The 19474-nt window shown below is 51.8% G+C and carries 22 protein-coding genes and 1 tRNA gene; 7 read left to right on the forward strand and 16 right to left on the reverse strand.

What is annotated here, in order from left to right:
* Positions 1 to 38: 38 nt before the first annotated feature.
* Positions 39 to 1385: an argininosuccinate synthase gene (argG, locus tag HV107_RS06965; RefSeq protein WP_014071904.1), complete on the forward strand. Its 1347-nt coding sequence runs from the start codon at positions 39 to 41 to the stop codon at positions 1383 to 1385.
* 172 nt (positions 1386 to 1557) lie between these two features.
* Here argG and HV107_RS06970 read toward each other — a convergent pair.
* The 6 genes from HV107_RS06970 to rlmE all read right to left on the reverse strand — a co-directional run bounded on the left by HV107_RS06970 (position 1558) and on the right by rlmE (position 7157).
* Positions 1558 to 1644, reverse strand: a tRNA-Leu gene (locus HV107_RS06970).
* Between the two features lie 13 nt (positions 1645 to 1657).
* Complete coding sequence (gene secG / locus HV107_RS06975) at positions 1658 to 1993, reverse strand: preprotein translocase subunit SecG (RefSeq protein WP_014071905.1); 336 nt, start codon at positions 1991 to 1993, stop codon at positions 1658 to 1660.
* Positions 1994 to 2216: 223 nt separating this feature from the next.
* Complete coding sequence (gene glmM / locus HV107_RS06980; RefSeq protein WP_182062633.1) at positions 2217 to 3554, reverse strand: phosphoglucosamine mutase; 1338 nt, start codon at positions 3552 to 3554, stop codon at positions 2217 to 2219.
* Positions 3547 to 4395: a dihydropteroate synthase gene (gene folP, locus HV107_RS06985; protein WP_182062635.1), complete on the reverse strand. Its 849-nt coding sequence runs from the start codon at positions 4393 to 4395 to the stop codon at positions 3547 to 3549. The genes glmM and folP overlap by 8 nt, the downstream gene beginning before the upstream one ends.
* Positions 4396 to 4493: 98 nt before the next feature.
* Complete coding sequence (ftsH, locus tag HV107_RS06990) at positions 4494 to 6428, reverse strand: ATP-dependent zinc metalloprotease FtsH (protein WP_182062637.1); 1935 nt, start codon at positions 6426 to 6428, stop codon at positions 4494 to 4496.
* A 102-nt stretch (positions 6429 to 6530) separates the two neighbouring features.
* Positions 6531 to 7157, reverse strand: coding sequence for a 23S rRNA (uridine(2552)-2'-O)-methyltransferase RlmE (gene rlmE / locus HV107_RS06995; RefSeq protein WP_182062639.1), 627 nt, complete (start codon positions 7155 to 7157; stop codon positions 6531 to 6533).
* 127 nt (positions 7158 to 7284) lie between these two features.
* Between rlmE and yhbY the strand changes: the two genes are divergently transcribed.
* A complete protein-coding gene (gene yhbY, locus HV107_RS07000; protein ID WP_003861814.1) occupies positions 7285 to 7578 on the forward strand; it encodes a ribosome assembly RNA-binding protein YhbY in 294 nt (97 codons plus the stop codon).
* A gap of 151 nt (positions 7579 to 7729) precedes the next feature.
* Here yhbY and greA read toward each other — a convergent pair whose 3' ends face one another.
* Complete coding sequence (gene greA, locus HV107_RS07005; protein WP_014071932.1) at positions 7730 to 8206, reverse strand: transcription elongation factor GreA; 477 nt, start codon at positions 8204 to 8206, stop codon at positions 7730 to 7732.
* 247 nt (positions 8207 to 8453) lie between these two features.
* Here greA and dacB point away from each other — a divergent pair, with 247 nt between their 5' ends.
* The 3 genes from dacB to pmrB are packed head-to-tail and all read left to right on the forward strand — an operon-like array spanning position 8454 to position 11592.
* Positions 8454 to 9887 (forward strand): serine-type D-Ala-D-Ala carboxypeptidase, encoded by a 1434-nt coding sequence (gene dacB, locus HV107_RS07010; RefSeq protein WP_182062641.1) that lies wholly within the window; start codon positions 8454 to 8456, stop codon positions 9885 to 9887.
* Positions 9888 to 9889: 2 nt separating this feature from the next.
* Positions 9890 to 10552: a two-component system response regulator PmrA gene (pmrA, locus tag HV107_RS07015; protein ID WP_182062642.1), complete on the forward strand. Its 663-nt coding sequence runs from the start codon at positions 9890 to 9892 to the stop codon at positions 10550 to 10552.
* A complete protein-coding gene (gene pmrB, locus HV107_RS07020) occupies positions 10549 to 11592 on the forward strand; it encodes a two-component system sensor histidine kinase PmrB (protein ID WP_182062644.1) in 1044 nt (347 codons plus the stop codon). Before pmrA ends, pmrB begins: the two co-directional genes overlap by 4 nt.
* Before the next feature lie 35 nt (positions 11593 to 11627).
* Here pmrB and cgtA read toward each other — a convergent pair whose 3' ends face one another.
* The 4 genes from cgtA to rplU form a co-directional block, all read right to left on the reverse strand.
* On the reverse strand, positions 11628 to 12803 hold the full coding sequence (cgtA, locus tag HV107_RS07025; RefSeq protein ID WP_182062651.1) for an Obg family GTPase CgtA: 1176 nt from the start codon (positions 12801 to 12803) through the stop codon (positions 11628 to 11630).
* 15 nt (positions 12804 to 12818) lie between these two features.
* On the reverse strand, positions 12819 to 13787 hold the full coding sequence (locus tag HV107_RS07030) for a DMT family transporter (protein ID WP_182062653.1): 969 nt from the start codon (positions 13785 to 13787) through the stop codon (positions 12819 to 12821).
* A gap of 96 nt (positions 13788 to 13883) precedes the next feature.
* Positions 13884 to 14141 (reverse strand): 50S ribosomal protein L27, encoded by a 258-nt coding sequence (rpmA, locus tag HV107_RS07035; protein ID WP_004385076.1) that lies wholly within the window; start codon positions 14139 to 14141, stop codon positions 13884 to 13886.
* A gap of 19 nt (positions 14142 to 14160) precedes the next feature.
* Positions 14161 to 14472 carry a 50S ribosomal protein L21 gene (gene rplU / locus HV107_RS07040; RefSeq protein ID WP_003025032.1) on the reverse strand — a complete coding sequence of 104 codons (312 nt, stop codon included), beginning with the start codon at positions 14470 to 14472 and terminating at the stop codon, positions 14161 to 14163.
* A gap of 257 nt (positions 14473 to 14729) precedes the next feature.
* Here rplU and ispB point away from each other — a divergent pair, with 257 nt between their 5' ends.
* Complete coding sequence (ispB, locus tag HV107_RS07045) at positions 14730 to 15701, forward strand: octaprenyl diphosphate synthase (RefSeq protein WP_182062655.1); 972 nt, start codon at positions 14730 to 14732, stop codon at positions 15699 to 15701.
* A gap of 229 nt (positions 15702 to 15930) precedes the next feature.
* On the forward strand, positions 15931 to 16218 hold the full coding sequence (gene sfsB, locus HV107_RS07050) for a DNA-binding transcriptional regulator SfsB (RefSeq protein ID WP_182062657.1): 288 nt from the start codon (positions 15931 to 15933) through the stop codon (positions 16216 to 16218).
* 63 nt (positions 16219 to 16281) lie between these two features.
* Here the strand turns inward: sfsB and murA are convergent, their stop codons facing one another.
* The 5 genes from murA to mlaD form a co-directional block, all read right to left on the reverse strand.
* Positions 16282 to 17541 (reverse strand): UDP-N-acetylglucosamine 1-carboxyvinyltransferase, encoded by a 1260-nt coding sequence (murA, locus tag HV107_RS07055; protein ID WP_182062659.1) that lies wholly within the window; start codon positions 17539 to 17541, stop codon positions 16282 to 16284.
* Positions 17542 to 17592: 51 nt separating this feature from the next.
* The gene (gene ibaG, locus HV107_RS07060) at positions 17593 to 17847 is read right to left on the reverse strand and encodes a BolA family iron metabolism protein IbaG (RefSeq protein WP_014071941.1); all 255 of its coding nucleotides are present in this window, start codon (positions 17845 to 17847) and stop codon (positions 17593 to 17595) included.
* A gap of 126 nt (positions 17848 to 17973) precedes the next feature.
* A complete protein-coding gene (mlaB, locus tag HV107_RS07065; RefSeq protein ID WP_182062661.1) occupies positions 17974 to 18267 on the reverse strand; it encodes a lipid asymmetry maintenance protein MlaB in 294 nt (97 codons plus the stop codon).
* The gene (mlaC, locus tag HV107_RS07070) at positions 18267 to 18902 is read right to left on the reverse strand and encodes a phospholipid-binding protein MlaC (protein ID WP_182062663.1); all 636 of its coding nucleotides are present in this window, start codon (positions 18900 to 18902) and stop codon (positions 18267 to 18269) included. Before mlaC ends, mlaB begins: the two co-directional genes overlap by 1 nt.
* A 3-nt stretch (positions 18903 to 18905) precedes the next feature.
* Positions 18906 to 19472 (reverse strand): outer membrane lipid asymmetry maintenance protein MlaD, encoded by a 567-nt coding sequence (gene mlaD / locus HV107_RS07075; protein ID WP_182062665.1) that lies wholly within the window; start codon positions 19470 to 19472, stop codon positions 18906 to 18908.
* Between the last annotated feature and the right edge of the window lie 2 nt (positions 19473 to 19474).

The following is a 19474-nucleotide window of genomic DNA, read 5'->3' on the forward strand; positions in this document are numbered from 1 at the left end:
GCGGTCTCTAATCAGTCAATCAAGCAGGGTTTTATTTTATGACGACGATTCTCAAGCATCTTCCGGTAGGACAACGTATAGGCATCGCCTTCTCCGGCGGTCTGGATACCAGCGCTGCACTGCTGTGGATGCGCCAAAAGGGAGCGGTTCCTTATGCATATACTGCGAACCTCGGTCAGCCAGATGAGGAAGATTATGATGCGATCCCTCGTCGTGCCATGGAGTATGGCGCAGAGAACGCACGTCTGATTGACTGCCGCAAGCAGCTGGTAGCTGAAGGTATTGCAGCTATTCAGTGCGGTGCATTCCATAACACCACTGGCGGCCTGACCTATTTCAACACCACCCCACTGGGTCGTGCTGTTACCGGCACCATGCTGGTTGCTGCGATGAAAGAAGATGGTGTGAATATCTGGGGCGATGGCAGCACCTATAAAGGTAACGATATTGAACGTTTCTATCGTTATGGCCTGCTGACGAACGCCGAACTGCAAATTTACAAGCCGTGGCTGGATACTGACTTTATCGATGAACTGGGCGGTCGTCATGAAATGTCCGAGTTTATGATCGCCTGCGGTTTTGACTACAAAATGTCTGTCGAGAAAGCCTACTCCACCGACTCCAACATGCTGGGCGCAACACACGAAGCAAAAGACCTGGAATTCCTGAACTCCAGCGTAAAAATTGTTAACCCAATCATGGGCGTGAAGTTCTGGGATGAGAATGTAAAAATCCAGGCTGAAGAAGTGACCGTTCGCTTTGAGCGCGGCCACCCGGTAGCCCTGAACGGCCAGACTTTTGCTGATGATGTGGAACTGATGCTGGAAGCTAACCGCATTGGCGGCCGTCATGGGCTGGGTATGAGCGATCAGATTGAAAACCGTATCATTGAAGCGAAAAGCCGTGGCATCTACGAAGCCCCGGGGATGGCGCTGCTGCATATCGCTTACGAACGTCTGCTGACCGGTATTCACAACGAAGACACCATCGAGCAGTATCACTCTCATGGCCGTCAGTTGGGTAAACTGCTGTATCAGGGTCGCTGGTTCGATCCACAGGCACTGATGCTGCGTGATTCTCTGCAACGCTGGGTGGCGAGCGCAATCACTGGTGAAGTTACGCTGGAACTGCGTCGCGGTAACGACTACTCAATTTTGAACACCGTGTCTGACAACCTGACTTACAAAGCTGAACGTCTGACCATGGAAAAAGGCGAGTCTGTGTTCTCTCCTGATGACCGTATCGGCCAGTTGACCATGCGTAATCTGGACATTACAGATACCCGCGAGAAGCTGTTCAATTACATTGAAAATGGCCTGCTTTCCGCAAACTCCGGTAATGGCCTGCCGCAGGTTGAGAATCTGGAACATAGCGATAAGAAGTAATCGCTTATCAGAATGGAAAAAGGCGCCTGATGGGCGCCTTTTTTATTTGGATTTTCGTAGGCCCGGTAAGCGCAGGGCAACATGGCGAGTGGCGCTGCGCTTACCCGCCCTACAAAAGACAAAACTACAGACGAAAAAAAAGACGTCTTTCGACGTCTTTTTTCTGGAATATTGGTACCGAGGATGGGACTCGAACCCACAAGCCCGTTAGGGCACTACCACCTCAAGGTAGCGTGTCTACCAATTCCACCACCTCGGTACAGATACTGCTTTTAGTGCGGGATATCGCTGGTCGGCTTAGCCGGTTCAGCTGGCTGAGTAGTCTGCTCAGTTTTTGCTGGCGCACTCAGGTTTTCCCACTCGCTTCCTTTACTGGTCTTGTTGCTGTTGATATTGCCCAGCGCCAGACTGATGATGAAGAACAGCGTGGCCAGAATCGCAGTTGTACGGGTCATGAAGTTCGCAGAACCACTTGAACCAAACAGCGTACCGGAAGCGCCTGCTCCGAAGGAGGCTCCCATATCAGCGCCTTTACCTTGTTGCAGCATGATCAGCGCTACGAGAGCGATGGCTACAATAAGGAAAATAACTAAAAGAGCTTCGTACATAATCAACCTGTTCCTTGCGGATTTGCCGCATACCAATGCTTCGACCAATTAGCAGGATTTTTGTTTCCCACTGAAGCGGGTGTGAATACTAACCAATGCGGATGACCTTCGCAAGGGCATTTTCAGTGCATTGTATCAACTGCGGAAAAAAACAGCAAAACGCCATTAATTGCACAAAACAAAGGCGGCAAGCGCCGCCTTTTTAAACACTTAACATGAAAAATTATGCAGCTTTCACGGCATCAGCAATACGGTGAGCAAACTCCGTTACCTGCGCTTCATCTTCACCTTCCACCATGACGCGGATTAAAGGTTCAGTACCTGATTTGCGAAGTAATACGCGACCACGGTTACCCAGTGCCGCTTCAACATCCGCCATCACCGCTTTCACATTTGCATTTTCCAGCGGATCGCCATGTCCGTCAGTGAAACGAACGTTAACCAGCAGTTGCGGGAACATTTTCATACCGCTGCACAAGTCATGCAGGCTCATATGGTTGCGCACCATTGCCGCAACGACCTGGAGTCCCGCAACAATACCGTCACCGGTAGTTGTTTTGTCGAGCAGGATAACGTGACCTGAATTTTCAGCGCCAATACGCCAGCCTTTCTCCTGGAGTTTTTCCAGCACATAGCGGTCGCCAACTTTGGCGCGGACAAACGGAATACCCAGCTGTTTCAGTGCCAGTTCAAGACCCATGTTGCTCATCACCGTGCCCACTGCGCCACCGCGCAGCTGGCCCTGACGCAGCGCTTCACGCGCAATGATATAAAGGATCTGATCGCCATCGACCTTATTCCCTTCGTGGTCGACCATAATGACACGGTCGCCATCGCCGTCCAGTGCAATACCAAGATCCGCTTTTTCTGCCAGAACACGGGCCTGCAAGGCACGAACATCCGTTGCCCCGACTTCTTCGTTGATATTCAGACCATCGGGTTCACAACCAATGGTGATCACTTTCGCACCCAGCTCGCGGAAAACATTCGGAGCAATGTGGTAAGTCGCGCCGTTTGCACAATCCACCACAATCTTAAGGTGCCCCAGGCTCAGTTCATTCGGGAATGTGCCTTTGCAGAACTCAATATAACGACCGGCAGCATCGACGATGCGGCTGGCTTTACCCAACTCAGCAGAATCGACACAGGTGATCTCTTTTTCCATTTCAGCTTCGATGGCTTCTTCGACTTCGTCCGGGAGCTTAGTGCCGTCGATCGAGAAGAATTTGATACCGTTGTCATAAAATGGATTGTGGGACGCAGAAATAACAATTCCGGCTTCAGCACGGAAGGCGCGCGTCAGGTAAGCAACCGCAGGCGTTGGCATTGGGCCCGTGAAAGAAGCGGATAAACCCGCAGCAGCCAGACCGGCTTCCAGGGCAGATTCCAGCATGTAGCCTGAAATACGGGTATCTTTACCGATAATGATTTTACGAGAACCATGACGTGCCAGCACTTTACCTGCCGCCCAGCCCAGTTTCAGGACAAAGTCAGGGGTGATTGGTGCATCGCCTACGCGCCCACGGATACCATCGGTACCAAAATATTTACGATTACTCATAGCGTTTATTTCCCTTCGCCGCCAGTGTGGCTTCAACCACACGCATGGCTTCTACTGTCTCTTTGACGTCATGGACACGAATAATGTGCGCGCCTTGCATCGCCGCAATGACCGCGCAAGCCAGGCTGCCGCTCAGACGTTCGCTCGGCCCCACATTCAGTAACTGCCCAATCATCGACTTTCTCGACATTCCCACCAGCAGCGGCAGGCCGTACTGATGAAATGCTGATAAGCGCGTGAGCAGCTCATAATTATGGGAGAGATTTTTACCGAAACCGAAGCCCGGGTCGAGTATCAATTTCTCTTTTGCGATACCCGCACGTTCGCACCGTTCGATATGTTCAATAAAAAAGCGATTCACATCAGCAAATACATCGTCGTACTTAGGTGCTTCCTGCATCGTTTTCGGTTGCCCTTGCATATGCATCAGGCAAACCGGTAAGCCGGTTTCCGCGGCGGCGTCCAGAGCACCCGGTTCAGTGAGCGAACGAATGTCATTGATAATGTGAGCACCCACTCTCGCCACTTCGCGGATAACTTCCGGTTTGGAGGTATCGACAGAGATCCAAACCTCAAAACGCTGCGCAATGGCTTCGACCACAGGGACTACGCGCGCCAGTTCTTCCTCCACTGAAACATCCGCCGCACCAGGACGTGTTGATTCCCCACCGACATCAATGATGGTAGCACCTGCATTAATCATCAAATTTGCGTGCTTAACAGCCTCTATAAGCGTGTTATGCGTGCCACCGTCAGAGAAGGAGTCAGGGGTGACATTCAAGATCCCCATCACATGCGGATGTGAAAGATCGAGATGCGAGTCCTGGGCGAAAAGTTTCATGGCGAAATCCCTGGTATTAAAGTGGGTTAACAAAAAAGAAAAACCCCGGAGCAAGCTCCAGGGTTTCAGGTACAGACAATATCATCAACAGCAGAGGCTTACTTGTCGCCCAACTGTTCTGACATGGTGTTGCCCGGGTTCTGCGTATGCGGTTCATCAACCGGACGCGGAGCACGTGGGGTGCCATTATTGTCAGAATTGTTGGAAGCGCCTGGATCTTCCCAGCCTGCTGGAGGACGCACTTCGCGGCGTGCCATCAGGTCGTCAATCTGTGGAGCATCGATAGTCTCATATTTCATGAGCGCATCTTTCATCGAATGCAGAATATCCAGATTGTCGTTCAGGATTTCACGAGCGCGACCGTAGTTACGTTCAATCAGTGCTTTCACTTCCTGATCGATGATACGTGCAGTCTCATCGGACATATGTTTCGCTTTCGCAACAGAACGGCCCAGGAACACTTCACCCTCTTCCTCTGCATACAGCAGTGGACCGAGTTTGTCGGAGAAGCCCCACTGAGTCACCATGTTACGCGCCAGGTTAGTCGCGACTTTAATGTCGTTGGACGCACCGGTAGAAACATGCTCCACACCGTAGATAATCTCTTCAGCCAGACGACCGCCGTACAGGGTAGAAATCTGACTTTCCAGTTTCCGACGGCTGGCGCTGATTGCATCACCTTCCGGCAGGAAGAATGTTACCCCCAGAGCACGACCACGAGGAATAATCGTCACTTTATGTACCGGGTCGTGTTCCGGCACCAGGCGACCGATAATCGCGTGACCTGCTTCGTGGTAAGCCGTGGACTCTTTTTGCGCTTCCGTCATCACCATGGAGCGGCGTTCCGCACCCATCATGATTTTGTCCTTCGCTTTTTCGAATTCCACCATGGACACCACGCGCTTGTTACCACGAGCAGCAAACAGTGCAGCTTCGTTGACCAGGTTCGCCAGATCCGCACCGGAGAAGCCCGGAGTACCACGCGCAATGATTGCCGCATCGATATCTGGTGCCAGCGGTACGCGACGCATGTGAACTTTCAGAATCTGTTCACGGCCACGAACATCCGGCAGACCAACCACAACCTGACGGTCGAAACGGCCTGGACGCAGCAGCGCTGGGTCAAGTACGTCTGGACGGTTAGTTGCCGCGATAACGATGATACCTTCGTTACCTTCAAAGCCGTCCATCTCAACCAGCATCTGGTTCAGCGTCTGTTCACGTTCATCGTGACCGCCACCCAGACCTGCGCCACGCTGGCGGCCTACGGCGTCGATTTCATCGATGAAGATAATGCACGGTGCTGCCTTCTTGGCCTGCTCGAACATGTCACGCACACGAGATGCACCGACACCCACAAACATTTCAACGAAGTCAGAACCTGAAATAGTAAAGAACGGCACCTTTGCTTCACCCGCAATGGCTTTTGCCAGCAGGGTTTTACCGGTACCCGGAGGCCCCACCATCAGAACGCCTTTCGGGATCTTACCGCCCAGTTTCTGGAAACGGCTCGGCTCACGCAGGTATTCTACCAGTTCACCCACCTCTTCTTTCGCTTCGTCACAACCTGCGACATCAGCAAAAGTGGTTTTGATCTGGTCTTCCGTCAGCATACGCGCCTTACTCTTACCGAACGACATGGCACCTTTGCCACCGCCGCCCTGCATCTGGCGCATAAAGAAGATCCAGACGCCAATAAGAAGCAGCATCGGGAACCAGGAGATGAAGATAGAAGCCAGCAGGCTTGGTTCTTCTGGCGGCTCGCCTACCACCTTGACGTTTTTGGTCAGGAGGTTATCAAGCAGCTTAGGATCGTTCACCGGGATGTAGGTCGTGTAACGGTTACTATCTTTCTTGGTAACGTTGATCTCACGTCCGTTGATACGCGCTTCGCGAACCTGGTCCTGATTGACCTCTTGCAGGAAGGTAGAATAATCCACCTTGCGGCCATTCGACTCGCTGGGCCCAAAGCTCTGGAATACTGACATCAGCACAACGGCAATGACCAGCCAGAGTATTAGGTTTTTCGCCATGTCACTCAAGGGATTAACCTCACATTACAACTGTGTTAAAAACAGCGTCAGGATACTCAATATTCAGTTTCATTCAAACTTTCGTTTGAAATCCACCGGTTATCATTTTCGCCCGGTCGCTACAATATACACTTCTCGGGAACGAGCCCGGGAAGAGTCCGGCTTACGAACTTTGACCTTCGCAAACAGGGAGCGAATTTCCTTAAGGTACTCCTCGAAACCTTCGCCCTGAAACACCTTCACAACAAAACTACCACCAGGCGCTAGAACATCACGACACATTTCTAACGCTAGCTCCACCAGATACATGGCACGGGGGATATCCACCGCCGGTGTTCCGCACATATTTGGCGCCATATCAGACATGACAACCTGGACCTTACTATCACCTACACGATCAAGTAACGCTTTCAGCACTAATTCATCACGAAAATCGCCCTGAAGGAAGTCCACACCGACGATGGGATCCATTGGTAAAAGATCACATGCGATGATTCGGCCCGCGCCGCCAATCTGCGTTACCGCATACTGCGACCATCCGCCAGGTGCCGCACCGAGGTCGACAACAGTCATTCCCGGCTTAAAAAGTTTGTCACTTTGCTGTATTTCATCAAGTTTAAACCAGGCGCGGGAACGCAACCCTTTTTTCTGCGCCTGAAGAACATATTTATCGCTAAAGTGTTCCTGAAGCCAGCGGCTGGAACTGGCAGAACGCTTTTTACCTGTCATTTAACATTTCCGTCCTGGTTCATCGTTGCTTGCCTGCGACGTAAATTTCTACGCAGCTATTTGGCGATATTAGGGAGATGGCGGTAGAATGAACCGTTTTCAATCCCAACGTAAGCAAAAATATACGATGAATCTGAGTACTAAACAAAAACAGCACCTTAAAGGTCTGGCACATCCGCTCAAGCCTGTAGTCATGCTTGGCAACAATGGTTTGACCGAAGGGGTGCTTGCCGAGATTGAACAAGCGCTGGAACACCACGAGCTGATCAAGGTGAAAATCGCCTCTGAAGACCGAGACACTAAAAACCTGATCGTGGAAGCCATCGTGCGCGAAACCGGCGCCTGTAATGTACAGGTCATCGGTAAAACGCTGGTGCTCTATCGCCCATCTAAAGAGCGTAAAATCTCGCTGCCACGCTAAGAATATCCTGAATCAAACACATTTTCTGTGTAAAACGAGGGATTTCTTTCAGCAGGTGAGCAAAATGCCACGCTCCTTGAGTTGATAAAAGGCCGCTATGCGGCCTTTTTCCTTTCTTTACAATGTATCAACATCTTAGCGGAGATGCGAATTACAGGTACTCGACCTTGATAATTTCGTATTCCACTTCGCCACCTGGCGTACGGATGTTAACAACATCATCCTGCTCTTTACCGATCAGGCCACGCGCAATCGGTGAATTCACAGAGATCAGGTTCTGTTTAAAATCAGCCTCATCGTCACCCACGATGCGATAAGTCTGTTCTTCTTCGGTGTCCAGGTTCAGTACATTGACGGTAGCACCAAAGATAACGCGGCCATTGTTCGGCATTTTAGTGATATCGATAACCTGCGCATTAGACAGCTTCGCTTCGATATCTTTAATACGTCCTTCACAGAAGCCCTGCTGCTCACGCGCGGCGTGGTATTCGGCATTCTCTTTCAGGTCGCCATGCTCACGCGCATCCGCAATAGCGGCGATGATTTCAGGACGACGGACGGATTTCAGGAAATCCAGTTCTTCGCGCAGTTTTTCGGCACCACGTAAGGTCATCGGAATAGCTTGCATTTGTTATACCTCTTAAACATTCCTGTTGGGAGCGACATGACCCGCCCCACCCCTGTGCCCACGTAAGTCATAACCATGTGCGGGCCAGAAGCAAAAAGAAAACCGACCCGGAAGCAAAGCCCAGGTCAGCAGCAATTTTTCAATTTGATACGCATTTTACCGCGAAGTTCACTATGGGTCATCGTTTACTTTGCAGGGGGTTGCGCCGTAGTATGGCGGTTTGTTTCCGGGTTGTTAGCGCGAGATTATGCGATTTTCCAGATTTATCATCGGATTGACTACCAGTTTAACGTTCACCGTCCAGGCCGCGAATGTTGATGAGTACATTAATCAGCTGCCCGCAGGTGCCAACCTTGCACTGATCGTGCAAAAGGTCGGGGCTCAGACGCCTGATATTGACTATCACAGTCAGCAAATGGCACTGCCAGCCAGTACCCAGAAGGTTATCACTGGACTTGCCGCCCTGCTTCAGCTTGGCCCAGACTTCCGCTTTACCACTACGCTTGAAAGCAAAGGTAATGTCGATAGCGGCGTGCTGAAAGGTGACTTGATCGCCCGATTTGGCGGCGATCCGACGTTAAAACGCCAGGATATTCGCAACATGGTTGCGGTACTGAAAAAATCGGGTGTCCAGAAGATTGAAGGCAATGTCCTCATAGACACCTCCATTTTTGCCAGCCATGATAAAGCACCTGGCTGGCCCTGGAACGACATGACGCAGTGTTTTAGCGCCCCACCAGCTGCAGCCATTGTTGATCGTAACTGCTTCTCAGTGTCGCTCTATAGCGCCCCAAAACCAGATGATTTAGCGTTTATCCGTGTGGCGTCATATTACCCGGTGACAATGTTTAGCCAGGTTCGCACACTGGCAAAAGGCTCGCCAGATGCACAGTATTGCGAGCTCGACGTTGTACCAGGCGATCTTAACCGCTTCACGCTTACCGGCTGCCTGACGCAACGCGCAGACCCTCTTCCGCTGGCTTTCGCTATTCAGGATGGCGCAAGTTATGCCGGAGCCATTATTAAAGACGAGCTTAAGCAGGCCGGAATTACCTACACCGGAACGCTGCTGCGCCAGACACAAGTCAATCAACCCGGCACGGTGATCGCCAGCAAGCAGTCTGCACCGCTTCACGACCTGCTGAAAATCATGCTGAAAAAATCAGACAACATGATTGCCGATACCGTCTTCAGAATGATTGGTCATGCTCGTTTCGGCGTTCCCGGCACCTGGCGCGCGGGTTCCGATGCGGTTCGTCAGATTTTACGTCAGCAAGCCGGAGTTGATCTTGGTAATACCATCGCCGTTGATGGTTCCGGGTTATCACGTCATAACTTGATCTCCCCTGCAACCATGATGCAAGTACTTCAGTACATTGCACAACATGACTCTGAGCTAAACTTTATTTCGATGCTGCCCCTCGCCGGGCATGATGGTTCACTTCAGTACCGCGCCGGGCTTCACGCTGCTGGCGTAGACGGCAAAGTCTCAGCCAAAACAGGTTCATTGCAAGGGGTATACAACCTTGCCGGTTTTATCACCACCGCCAGCGGGCAACGCATGGCATTCGTGCAGTACCTCTCAGGCTATGCTGTTGAACCGACCGATCAGCGCAATCGTCGTATTCCGCTGGTTCGGTTTGAGAGCCGGCTTTACAAAGACATCTATCAGAATAATTAGTGATGAAATTACTTATTGTTGAAGACGATCTGTTATTGCAGGAAGGACTGTCACTGGCGCTGGCTAACGAAGGCTATGCGCTGGACTGTGCAGCGACCGCTGCTGAAGCAGATTCCTTGATCCAAAGCGGTGAATATAGCCTGGTGATCCTCGATTTAGGTTTACCCGATAAAGACGGCGCAACGTTGCTAAGTCAGTGGCGCCGTCGCGGTATTTCAAACCCGGTTCTGATCCTCACCGCACGTGATTCACTCGAAGACCGGATCAACGGTCTCGACTCTGGCGCAGATGATTATCTGGTTAAACCTTTTGCTCTCGCTGAGCTTCAGGCGCGGGCGCGGGCGCTTATCCGCCGCTATCAGGGCCATAGCGATAACCTGCTGACGGATGGCGATATCACGCTGAATCTACAAACACAGCAGGTGCTGCGTAATTTACAGCCCGTTGAAGTCACCCCTAAAGAGTTTGCGCTGCTGACGCGCCTTATTATGCGAAGCGGTCAGACAGTACACCGGGAAACGCTCCAGCAAGACATCTACTCCTGGCAGGATGACCCAGGTTCAAACACACTTGAAGTGCATATCCATAATTTGCGCCGTAAGCTTGGCAAAGACAGGATTAAAACCGTTCGCGGCGTGGGTTATCGCCTGGAGAGCCAGAAATGAACAGTATGCGTCGGCGACTGATGGTTCTGCTGGCGGTTATTCTGTTGTTTTTCCAGCTGATAAGCGTTGTCTGGCTGTGGCATGAAAGCCGTGAACAGATCAGCTTTCTGGTCAGTGAGACGTTGTCTGCGAAAGCGCGAAACAACCATGTTGAAAAAGAGATCCGTGAAGCCATTGCCTCGCTGCTGGTGCCGTCTCTGGTCATGGTCAGCTTTACCCTGCTTTTCTCTTTCTGGGCAGTGACCTGGATAACACGGCCGCTTAATCAACTGCGCGATAGCCTTGCCAATCGCTCGGCGGATAATCTCACCCCCCTGCCGATGTATTCCGATATGGAAGAGATTGGCGCAGTCACCACATCACTCAATCAACTGCTCGCCCGTCTGGATCATACCATCCAGCAGGAGCGGCTGTTCACCGCAGACGCGGCCCATGAGTTGCGTACACCGCTTGCAGGGATAAGGCTGCACCTGGAGCTGATGGCACAGGCGGGCTCTGCACAGGCGAAGACTTTAATTAGCCGCATCGATCAGCTGATGCACACGGTAGAGCAATTGCTGATGCTGGCCCGAGCCGGGCAGGCGTTGGCCAGTGGACACTACAATACTCTGGTCTGGACGGAGAATATTATCGCGCCACTCGGGCTTGAGCATGAAGCCAAAGAACATAAGGTGATTTGGCCGGAGAAAAGTCCCCTGACCGTGCAGGGCGATGCCGTTCTGTTGCGTCTGATGCTCAGGAACCTGCTGGAGAATGCTGCACGCTACAGCCCAACAGGAACGACGATTACTGTCAGAATCACACAGCAAGGCGATGGTACTCAGGTAAGTGTTATCGATCAGGGGCCTGGTATTGATGAGGCACACCGGCAATCGATCACCGAACCTTTCCGGCGCCTTGATCAGCGTTACGGAGGAAGCGGTCTGGGGCTGAGTATCGTCCAGCGTATTGTCCAGCTCCACCACGGCAGGCTGACGCTTGAGAACGGCCCGGAAGGTGGCTTAATCGCCAGCTGCTGGTTACCTTCAATGCTGAGCTAAAAAAAAGCCCCCTGTGCAGGGGGCTTATACAGAGATTAGTGCTTGTAGATGAACTCGACACCTTCTTCGTCGTCTTCATCCCAGTCATCGTCCCAGTCTTCATCATCGTCTTCCGCTTCCAGCTCTTCGAGCTGTTGACGATGGTAGTCATCCCACATGAACTCAACTTTTTCAGGCTGCTTCGCTTCTTCCGCCTGAACAATTGGGTTCTCGATGATAAAGGTCATCACATCCCAGCAGAGATCTTTCACGCCAACCTGGCTCGCAGCAGAGATCAGGTAGTATTTCTCTTCCCAGCCCATCGCTTCGGCAATCGCTTTAGCTTTTGCTTCGGCTTCTGCTTTATCCATCAGGTCGATCTTGTTGAAGACCAGCCAGCGCGGTTTACCTGCGAGTTTTTCGCTGTATTTTTCCAGTTCGCCAATAATGATACGGGCGTTTTCAACCGGATCGGATTCATCGATAGGGTTAATATCAATAATGTGCAGCAGTACACGGCAGCGCTCAAGGTGTTTCAGGAAGCGAATACCCAGTCCTGCGCCTTCTGCTGCACCCTCGATCAAACCTGGAATATCAGCGACGACAAAGCTCTTCTCGTGGTCCATACGGACAACGCCCAGGCTTGGTACCAGCGTGGTAAACGGATAGTCCGCCACTTTTGGCTTGGCTGCAGATACCGCGCGGATAAAGGTCGATTTACCGGCGTTCGGCATCCCCAGCATCCCTACGTCTGCCAGCAGCATCAGTTCCAGCTGCAGCTCACGCGTATCACCCGGTGTACCCATGGTTTTCTGACGTGGAGCACGGTTAACGGATGATTTAAAACGGCTGTTACCCAGACCGTGCCAACCACCTTTAGCAACCAGCAGGCGCTGACCGTGTTTGGTCATATCGCCCATGGTTTCACCTGTGCCCTGATCGATAACACGCGTACCGACCGGAACCTTGATGTTGACGTCTTTACCACGTTTACCGGTACAGTCACGGCTCTGGCCATTCTGGCCACGCTCTGCGCGGAAAGATTTTTCGAAACGGTAGTCGATCAGCGTGTTGAGGTTCTCATCCGCCTCTAACCACACGTCACCACCATCACCACCGTCGCCGCCGTCAGGGCCGCCACGTGGAATATATTTTTCACGGCGGAAGCTTACACAACCATTGCCGCCATCACCTGCTACGACCAGGATCGTTGCTTCATCAACAAACTTCATTTTACTCTCCGTAAATCATTCGCCTGAGCGGGGGACTTCTACTACTACCGCTTCATTTTTGCGCCAACGTCCCCAAAGACGATGACCAATGGCGGAATACATCGCGCCCGCAACCACGACAAACGCACCGAGATAACCCAACATGTTGAGCATCGGTCTGACGAAGACATCGGGCCAGGCCATTGATAACAAATCTGAAAATAACAGCGTAAACAGCGGAGTCAGCGTGATTAACGCGCTCACCTGCGCTGCCTGCCAGCGCGCCATTGCTTCGGCCAGCGCGCCATAACCGACCAGCGTATTCAAGCCACAAAAAATGAGGCACGCCAGTTGCCAGTCACTAAGCTGGGTGATCACACCCGGTTTAGCTAACGGCACTAATGCTAGTGTACATAAAGTGTACAGCAAAAGGAGGATCTGCTGTGAGGCAAGACGACGCAATAACACCTTTTGCGCGACGCCATAACTCACCCAGACCGTTGCTGCACCCACACCGAAAATCACACCCCAGGTGTAATCCGTCAGTCTGGTAAAAATCTCAATCAGGCTGGTGTTGAAGAACATCACCAGACCGCAGAGCAGCATACTTGCCCCAATGACCTGTGTACCACGCATCTTCTCTTTCAGGATGAAGACGCTGGCAACCATCATGCCTACCGGTGAAAGTTGACCAATCACCTGCGATGCCGTGGGGCTAAGATATTGCAGGGAAGAACTGAACAGAATGAAGTTGCCAAACAGACCGCCCGTTGCGATAGCCAACAACACCAGCCAACGCGGTTTGCGGAAGAGTCGCAATGGCGGAAGCTTACCTTTGACAGCAAGGATGGCTCCGAGGCCAATGCTTGCCATCAGAAAGCGATAAAACACCACCGTAGGCGGTTCCATCACTTCCAGTACCTGCTTCATTGCAATTGGCAATGCACCCCAGCACATCGCGGTAGTGAGCGCCAAAAGAATACCAATGCCGGCCTGCTGCTTCATGCCCGTTTTCCCTACAGAAAAAATTACCGGGTTTCCAATGTAAAAAGCCCCGCAACAGGGTGCGGGGCTTTAATCCGTTACCGGACCGAGAAAACCTTACTCAGCAACGATGCTGATATATTTACGGTTGTTCGGGCCTTTAACTTCAAATTTCACTTTACCGTCTGCTTTAGCAAACAGAGTGTGGTCACGACCGCAACCTACGTTGTTGCCAGCGTGGAATTTGGTACCACGTTGACGAACAATGATGCTACCCGCCAGAACGGATTCGCCACCGAAACGCTTAACGCCCAGGCGTTTAGCTTCTGAATCGCGACCGTTACGTGTGGAGCCGCCAGCCTTTTTATGTGCCATTTAAATCTCTCCTCAGGTCTTAGGCGCTGATGCCAGTAATTTTCACATCAGTGAACCACTGACGGTGGCCCTGCTGCTTACGGTAGTGCTTACGACGACGAAACTTAACGATTTTAACTTTCTCGCCACGACCGTGTGCAACAACTTCAGCTTTGATAACGCCGCCATCAACGAAAGGAACGCCGATTTTGACTTCTTCACCGTTTGCGATCATCAGAACTTCAGCGAACTCAACAGATTCGCCAGTTGCGATGTCCAGCTTTTCCAGGCGAACGGTCTGACCTTCGCTTACTCGGTGTTGTTTACCACCACTTTGGAAAACCGCGTACATATAAACTCCGCTTCCGCGCACGTCCTCGTATGAATCAGAGTGCGCTATAAATATTCACAATAGGGCGCGAATATTACGCAAAACGCGAGCCTTTGACAAGTGCTACCATCAATACATGAAGAAAAAAAACACAACACGTACGGTAACGTTTATCTGAGCCGTTTTTTCAGTACAATCAGCAATACTTTTGATAAACCGAAACCCTTCGTTAACCCATTTGATGTGGGATAAACAGGATAAAAAGCCCGGCTTTTGCGATGAATTTAGAAAAAATCAACGAGTTAACCGCGCAAGATATGGCGGGTGTAAATGCAGCAATCCTGGAGCAACTCAACTCTGATGTTCAGCTGATCAATCAGTTGGGCTATTACATCGTCAGTGGCGGCGGCAAACGTATTCGCCCGATGATAGCTATTCTGGCGGCGAGAGCTGTTGGCTATCAGGGAAATGCGCACGTCTCCATCGCGGCACTGATCGAATTTATCCACACTGCGACTCTTCTTCATGACGACGTAGTGGATGAATCAGACATGCGTCGTGGTAAAGCCACGGCAAACGCCGCATTTGGCAACGCTGCCAGCGTTCTGGTGGGGGATTTTATTTATACCCGCGCCTTCCAGATGATGACCCGTCTGGGCTCGCTGAAAGTGCTGGAAGTGATGTCTGAAGCCGTGAACGTCATTGCCGAAGGTGAAGTGCTGCAACTGATGAACGTCAACGACCCTGACATCACCGAAGAAAACTACATGCGCGTAATTTACAGCAAAACGGCACGTCTGTTTGAAGCTGCAGCGCAGTGCTCTGGTATCCTGGCGGGATGCTCAGAGGCTCAGGAGCGCGGATTACAGGACTATGGCCGCTATCTTGGCACCGCATTCCAGCTGATTGACGATTTACTGGATTACAGTGCGGATGGCGAAACGCTCGGTAAAAATGTCGGTGATGACCTGAACGAAGGCAAACCGACCCTGCCGCTGCTCCATGCCATGCGCAATGGTACCCCGGAGCAGGCACAAATGATCCGTGAAGCGATCGAGCAGGGAAATGGTCGACATCTTCTGGAACCTGTACTGGAAACAATGGCTATCTGTGGTTCCCTTGACTGGACGCGCCAGCGCGCAGAGGAAGAGGCAGATAAAGCCATTGAAGCGCTCCAGGTCATCCCAGATAGCCCATGGCGGGATGCTCTGATCGGCCTTGCCCACATCGCCGTTCAGCGCGATCGTTAACACGCCATCTTCTCCCCGTGTGCTTCACGGGGAGCTTCCAATAAGCGCCTGTAAATTTCATATTCACGTTAAAACATCAGCTTACAGGCCGCATGAATAAAGCTATGTCTTATTCTGAATATTGCTTCCAGTAATGCGAACTTTTTAGAACGGCTGTTCGAAGAAGGTATAGTAACGCTGTCATTTCAAGAGAACTGGCTCGGACGTATACGCACACAAGGACAGCACTATGGATATGAAATTTATCGACTGGCACTCGGCCGATATTATTGCGGCACTCCGCAAAAAAGGGACATCGCTGGCAGCAGAATCGCGTCGCAGCGGACTGAGTTCCTCTACGCTAGCAAATGCACTCACTCGCCCATGGCCAAAGGGCGAATTAATTATCGCAATTGCACTGGAAACCGACCCGTGGATAATCTGGCCATCGCGTTACCACGATCCCATCACTCACGAATTTATCGACAGAACACGCATGATGCGCCAGAAAAAGAGTAAGCAAGAGGATCAAAACTGACCCTCAGGTTTTGACAGGAACAGCAACCCCCCGGTCATCTCTGGCAGGGGGCTGCCGGAACGATTACTCGCCCTTCACACGCTCGATATTGGCACCCAGCGCGCGCAGTTTGTCTTCAATACACTCATAGCCGCGATCGATGTGATAAATACGATCCACCACCGTTGTGCCTTCAGCAATACAACCCGCCAGAACCAGACTCGCAGACGCGCGAAGATCGGTTGCCATCACCTGTGCACCAGACAGTTTCTCAACGCCATGGCAAATCACGGTGTTACTTTCGATTTCTGCATGTGCGCCCATACGGATAAGTTCCGGTACGTGCATAAAGCGGTTTTCGAAGATAGTTTCGGTGATAACACCCGTCCCTTCAGCAACCAGGTTCAGCAGCGTGAACTGCGCCTGCATGTCGGTCGGGAATGCCGGATGTGGCGAGGTGCGAACGGTAACGGCTTTAGGGCGCTTACCATGCATGTCCAGGCTAATCCAGTCTTCACCCACTTCGATATCGGCACCTGCTTCACGCAGTTTCGCCAGCACAGCGTCCAGCGTATCAGGCTGAGCGTTACGGCAAATAATTTTGCCGCCAGAAATGGCTGCTGCGACCAGGAAAGTACCGGTTTCGATACGGTCTGGCAGCACGCGGTAAACACCGCCGCCCAGACGCTCAACGCCTTCGATGGTGATGCGGTCAGTACCCTGCCCCGTGATTTTCGCACCCAGTGCAACGAGGAAGTTTGCGGTATCAACGATTTCCGGCTCACGCGCGGCGTTTTCGATGATAGTGGTGCCTTCTGCAAGCGTAGCCGCAGACATAATGGTCACCGTTGCGCCCACACTCACTTTGTCCATGACAATGTGCGCGCCCTTCAGGCGACCGTTTACAGAGGCTTTAACGTAACCTTCTTCCAGCTTGATCTCAGCGCCCAGTTTTTCCAGGCCAAAGATGTGCAGGTCAACCGGACGCGCGCCGATCGCACAACCACCCGGCAGAGAAACCTGACCCTGACCAAAACGCGCCACCAGCGGGCCTAGCGCCCAGATGGAAGCACGCATGGTTTTGACCAGGTCGTATGGTGCAGAAAAGTTATTCACGTTGCTGGCATCGAGCCAGACGGAACCGTTGCGCTCAACTTTAGTGCCCAGCTGGCCGAGCAGCTTCATGGTCGTGTCGATATCTTTCAGCTTCGGTACGTTCTGGATCTCTACCGGCTCTTCTGCGAGCAGCGCCGCAAAAAGGATTGGCAGTGCAGCGTTTTTCGCGCCAGAAATTGTGACTTCGCCCTGGAGGCGCGTAGGCCCCTGCACACGAAATTTATCCATGATTTTGCTCTCTTATAAATTCAACCGTGCTGCGGGCCTATAGCCCTCAGCTCAAAAACCGTTTAGTTTGCGATCGCGAGCCCACTCTTGCGGGGTGAACGCTTTAATCGACAGGGCGTGGATGCGGTTATCCGCAATGTATTCCATCAGCGGCGCGTACACAGCCTGCTGTTTCTTCACGCGGCTCATTCCGTCGAAGATCTCACCCACAGCAATAACCTGGAAGTGACTGCCATCGCCAGAGACGTGGGCTTCCTGAAGGGAGAGTGCATTCATCAGCACTGCCTGGATTTCATTATTTTCCATGGGTTCTACATCATCAGATAGTGAAAACAAGCCCAACATCTTAGAGCAAAGTAGCGTTGTCTTAAACAAGCAAAAAGCCCCAACGATGAAACAGTCGGGGCTTTCAGAATTAACGCTTTGAAAATATTAACGAGGTAGTACGTCTTCCGGCAAATTGTAGAGCTGCGCAAGAGTCATCACATTATCGCTGGCACCCGCCAGTGCAACCGTGAGCCCCTGCTTTTTGCCTTCCGCAACAAGATGCACTAACAGGGCGATTCCTGCCGTATCCACGCGTGAAACACCGGTCAAATCAATCAGCGTAACGCCTTTCATGGCATCGTTGCGAGCATCCCATAACGGGTTCAGCAAATCCTGATCAAGCTCGCCAGACAACAACAACGTCTCACCTTCGCGCGACCAGCTCAGTTGCTGTTGCATTACTTTTTCTCGTCCAGGGAAATTTTCTGACGCGAGATGGACTGCAACTGCGCGGTCAGGCCATCAATGCCTTTGGTACGCAGCAGGTCGCTCCATTCATTTTGCTTGGTGGTAATCATGCTCACCCCTTCCGCAATCATGTCGTACGCCTGCCAGTTACCTGTCTGGGAGTTTTTACGCCACTGGAAGTCCAGGCGAACAGGCGGACGACCGTTAGGGTCAAGAATGGTCACACGAATTGGCACAATAGTCGCATCGCCCAGAGGCTGTTCAGGCGCAATTTGATAGGTTTGACCGTGATACATTGCCAGCGCCTGACCGTAAGCCTGTTTCAGGTATTCACGGAACGCAGCAAAGTAAGCATCACGCTGTGCAGGCGTCGCATCTTTGTAGTAACGACCCAGCACAAGAGCACCCGCGTATTTAATCTGCACATAAGGCAGCAGTTCCTGATCAACCACTTCACGCAGATAATCCGGGTTAGCACGAATTTTAGGTTGTTCGTTTTTAAGGCGATCGAAGGTCTTTTTCGCGGCCTCATCCATCTGTTTGTACGGGTTACTCAAATCGGCAGCATGCGCTGCGGTCAGAGGGGCAATCACCAGCATGGCAACCATGAACAGTCGTTTAAACATGAATTACTTCTCCTGAGATGAATTCGTCGCGTCTGGGGCTGGCGCGGCGTCAGTATGGCCTTCACTTTGTGCTGGCGCACCGTCAGTTTTCTTGTCGTCACCGCCTTTACTGCTGTAAAGGAACTGACCAATCATATCTTCCAGCACCATGGCTGATTTCGTATCCTGAATGACGCTACCGTCTTTAAGGATAGTCGTTCCCAGTTCAGGATCTTCAAAGCCAACGTTAAGTGCCAGATATTGTTCACCCAACAGGCCGGAGGTACGAATCGACAGCGAACTGGTGTCCGGAAGATGGTTGTAACGCTCTTCGATATCCATCGCGACACGCGGCAGATAGGTTTTCTCGTCCAGCGTGATGTCCGCCACGCGACCAATAACCACGCCGCCAATACGCACCGGTGAGCGCGCTTTCAGGCCGCCGATGTTGTCGAACGTTGCATAGAGGCGATATGTCGGTTCGGTGCGAATAGACGTGATATCCGCAGCTCTCAGACAGATGAACAGCGCAGCCAACAGTGCCAGCAACAGAAACACGCCGACCCAAATTTCATTTTTTCTCGTTTGCATGA

Source organism: Enterobacter sp. RHBSTW-00175, from assembly GCF_013927005.1.
GTDB lineage: Bacteria > Pseudomonadota > Gammaproteobacteria > Enterobacterales > Enterobacteriaceae > Enterobacter.

Coding starts and splice junctions, on each gene's coding strand:
- mlaC (WP_182062663.1), bottom strand. CDS start 18,902: ATGTTTAAACGACTGTTCATGGTTGCCATGCTGGTGATTGCCCCTCTG.
- sfsB (WP_182062657.1), top strand. CDS start 15,931: ATGGATATGAAATTTATCGACTGGCACTCGGCCGATATTATTGCGGCA.
- pmrB (WP_182062644.1), top strand. CDS start 10,549: ATGAACAGTATGCGTCGGCGACTGATGGTTCTGCTGGCGGTTATTCTG.
- mlaB (WP_182062661.1), bottom strand. CDS start 18,267: ATGCAACAGCAACTGAGCTGGTCGCGCGAAGGTGAGACGTTGTTGTTG.
- greA (WP_014071932.1), bottom strand. CDS start 8,206: ATGCAAGCTATTCCGATGACCTTACGTGGTGCCGAAAAACTGCGCGAA.
- murA (WP_182062659.1), bottom strand. CDS start 17,541: ATGGATAAATTTCGTGTGCAGGGGCCTACGCGCCTCCAGGGCGAAGTC.
- cgtA (WP_182062651.1), bottom strand. CDS start 12,803: ATGAAGTTTGTTGATGAAGCAACGATCCTGGTCGTAGCAGGTGATGGC.
- rplU (WP_003025032.1), bottom strand. CDS start 14,472: ATGTACGCGGTTTTCCAAAGTGGTGGTAAACAACACCGAGTAAGCGAA.
- glmM (WP_182062633.1), bottom strand. CDS start 3,554: ATGAGTAATCGTAAATATTTTGGTACCGATGGTATCCGTGGGCGCGTA.
- rlmE (WP_182062639.1), bottom strand. CDS start 7,157: ATGACAGGTAAAAAGCGTTCTGCCAGTTCCAGCCGCTGGCTTCAGGAA.
- dacB (WP_182062641.1), top strand. CDS start 8,454: ATGCGATTTTCCAGATTTATCATCGGATTGACTACCAGTTTAACGTTC.
- ftsH (WP_182062637.1), bottom strand. CDS start 6,428: ATGGCGAAAAACCTAATACTCTGGCTGGTCATTGCCGTTGTGCTGATG.
- folP (WP_182062635.1), bottom strand. CDS start 4,395: ATGAAACTTTTCGCCCAGGACTCGCATCTCGATCTTTCACATCCGCAT.
- HV107_RS07030 (WP_182062653.1), bottom strand. CDS start 13,787: ATGAAGCAGCAGGCCGGCATTGGTATTCTTTTGGCGCTCACTACCGCG.
- ibaG (WP_014071941.1), bottom strand. CDS start 17,847: ATGGAAAATAATGAAATCCAGGCAGTGCTGATGAATGCACTCTCCCTT.
- yhbY (WP_003861814.1), top strand. CDS start 7,285: ATGAATCTGAGTACTAAACAAAAACAGCACCTTAAAGGTCTGGCACAT.
- argG (WP_014071904.1), top strand. CDS start 39: ATGACGACGATTCTCAAGCATCTTCCGGTAGGACAACGTATAGGCATC.
- pmrA (WP_182062642.1), top strand. CDS start 9,890: ATGAAATTACTTATTGTTGAAGACGATCTGTTATTGCAGGAAGGACTG.
- secG (WP_014071905.1), bottom strand. CDS start 1,993: ATGTACGAAGCTCTTTTAGTTATTTTCCTTATTGTAGCCATCGCTCTC.
- rpmA (WP_004385076.1), bottom strand. CDS start 14,141: ATGGCACATAAAAAGGCTGGCGGCTCCACACGTAACGGTCGCGATTCA.
- mlaD (WP_182062665.1), bottom strand. CDS start 19,472: ATGCAAACGAGAAAAAATGAAATTTGGGTCGGCGTGTTTCTGTTGCTG.
- ispB (WP_182062655.1), top strand. CDS start 14,730: ATGAATTTAGAAAAAATCAACGAGTTAACCGCGCAAGATATGGCGGGT.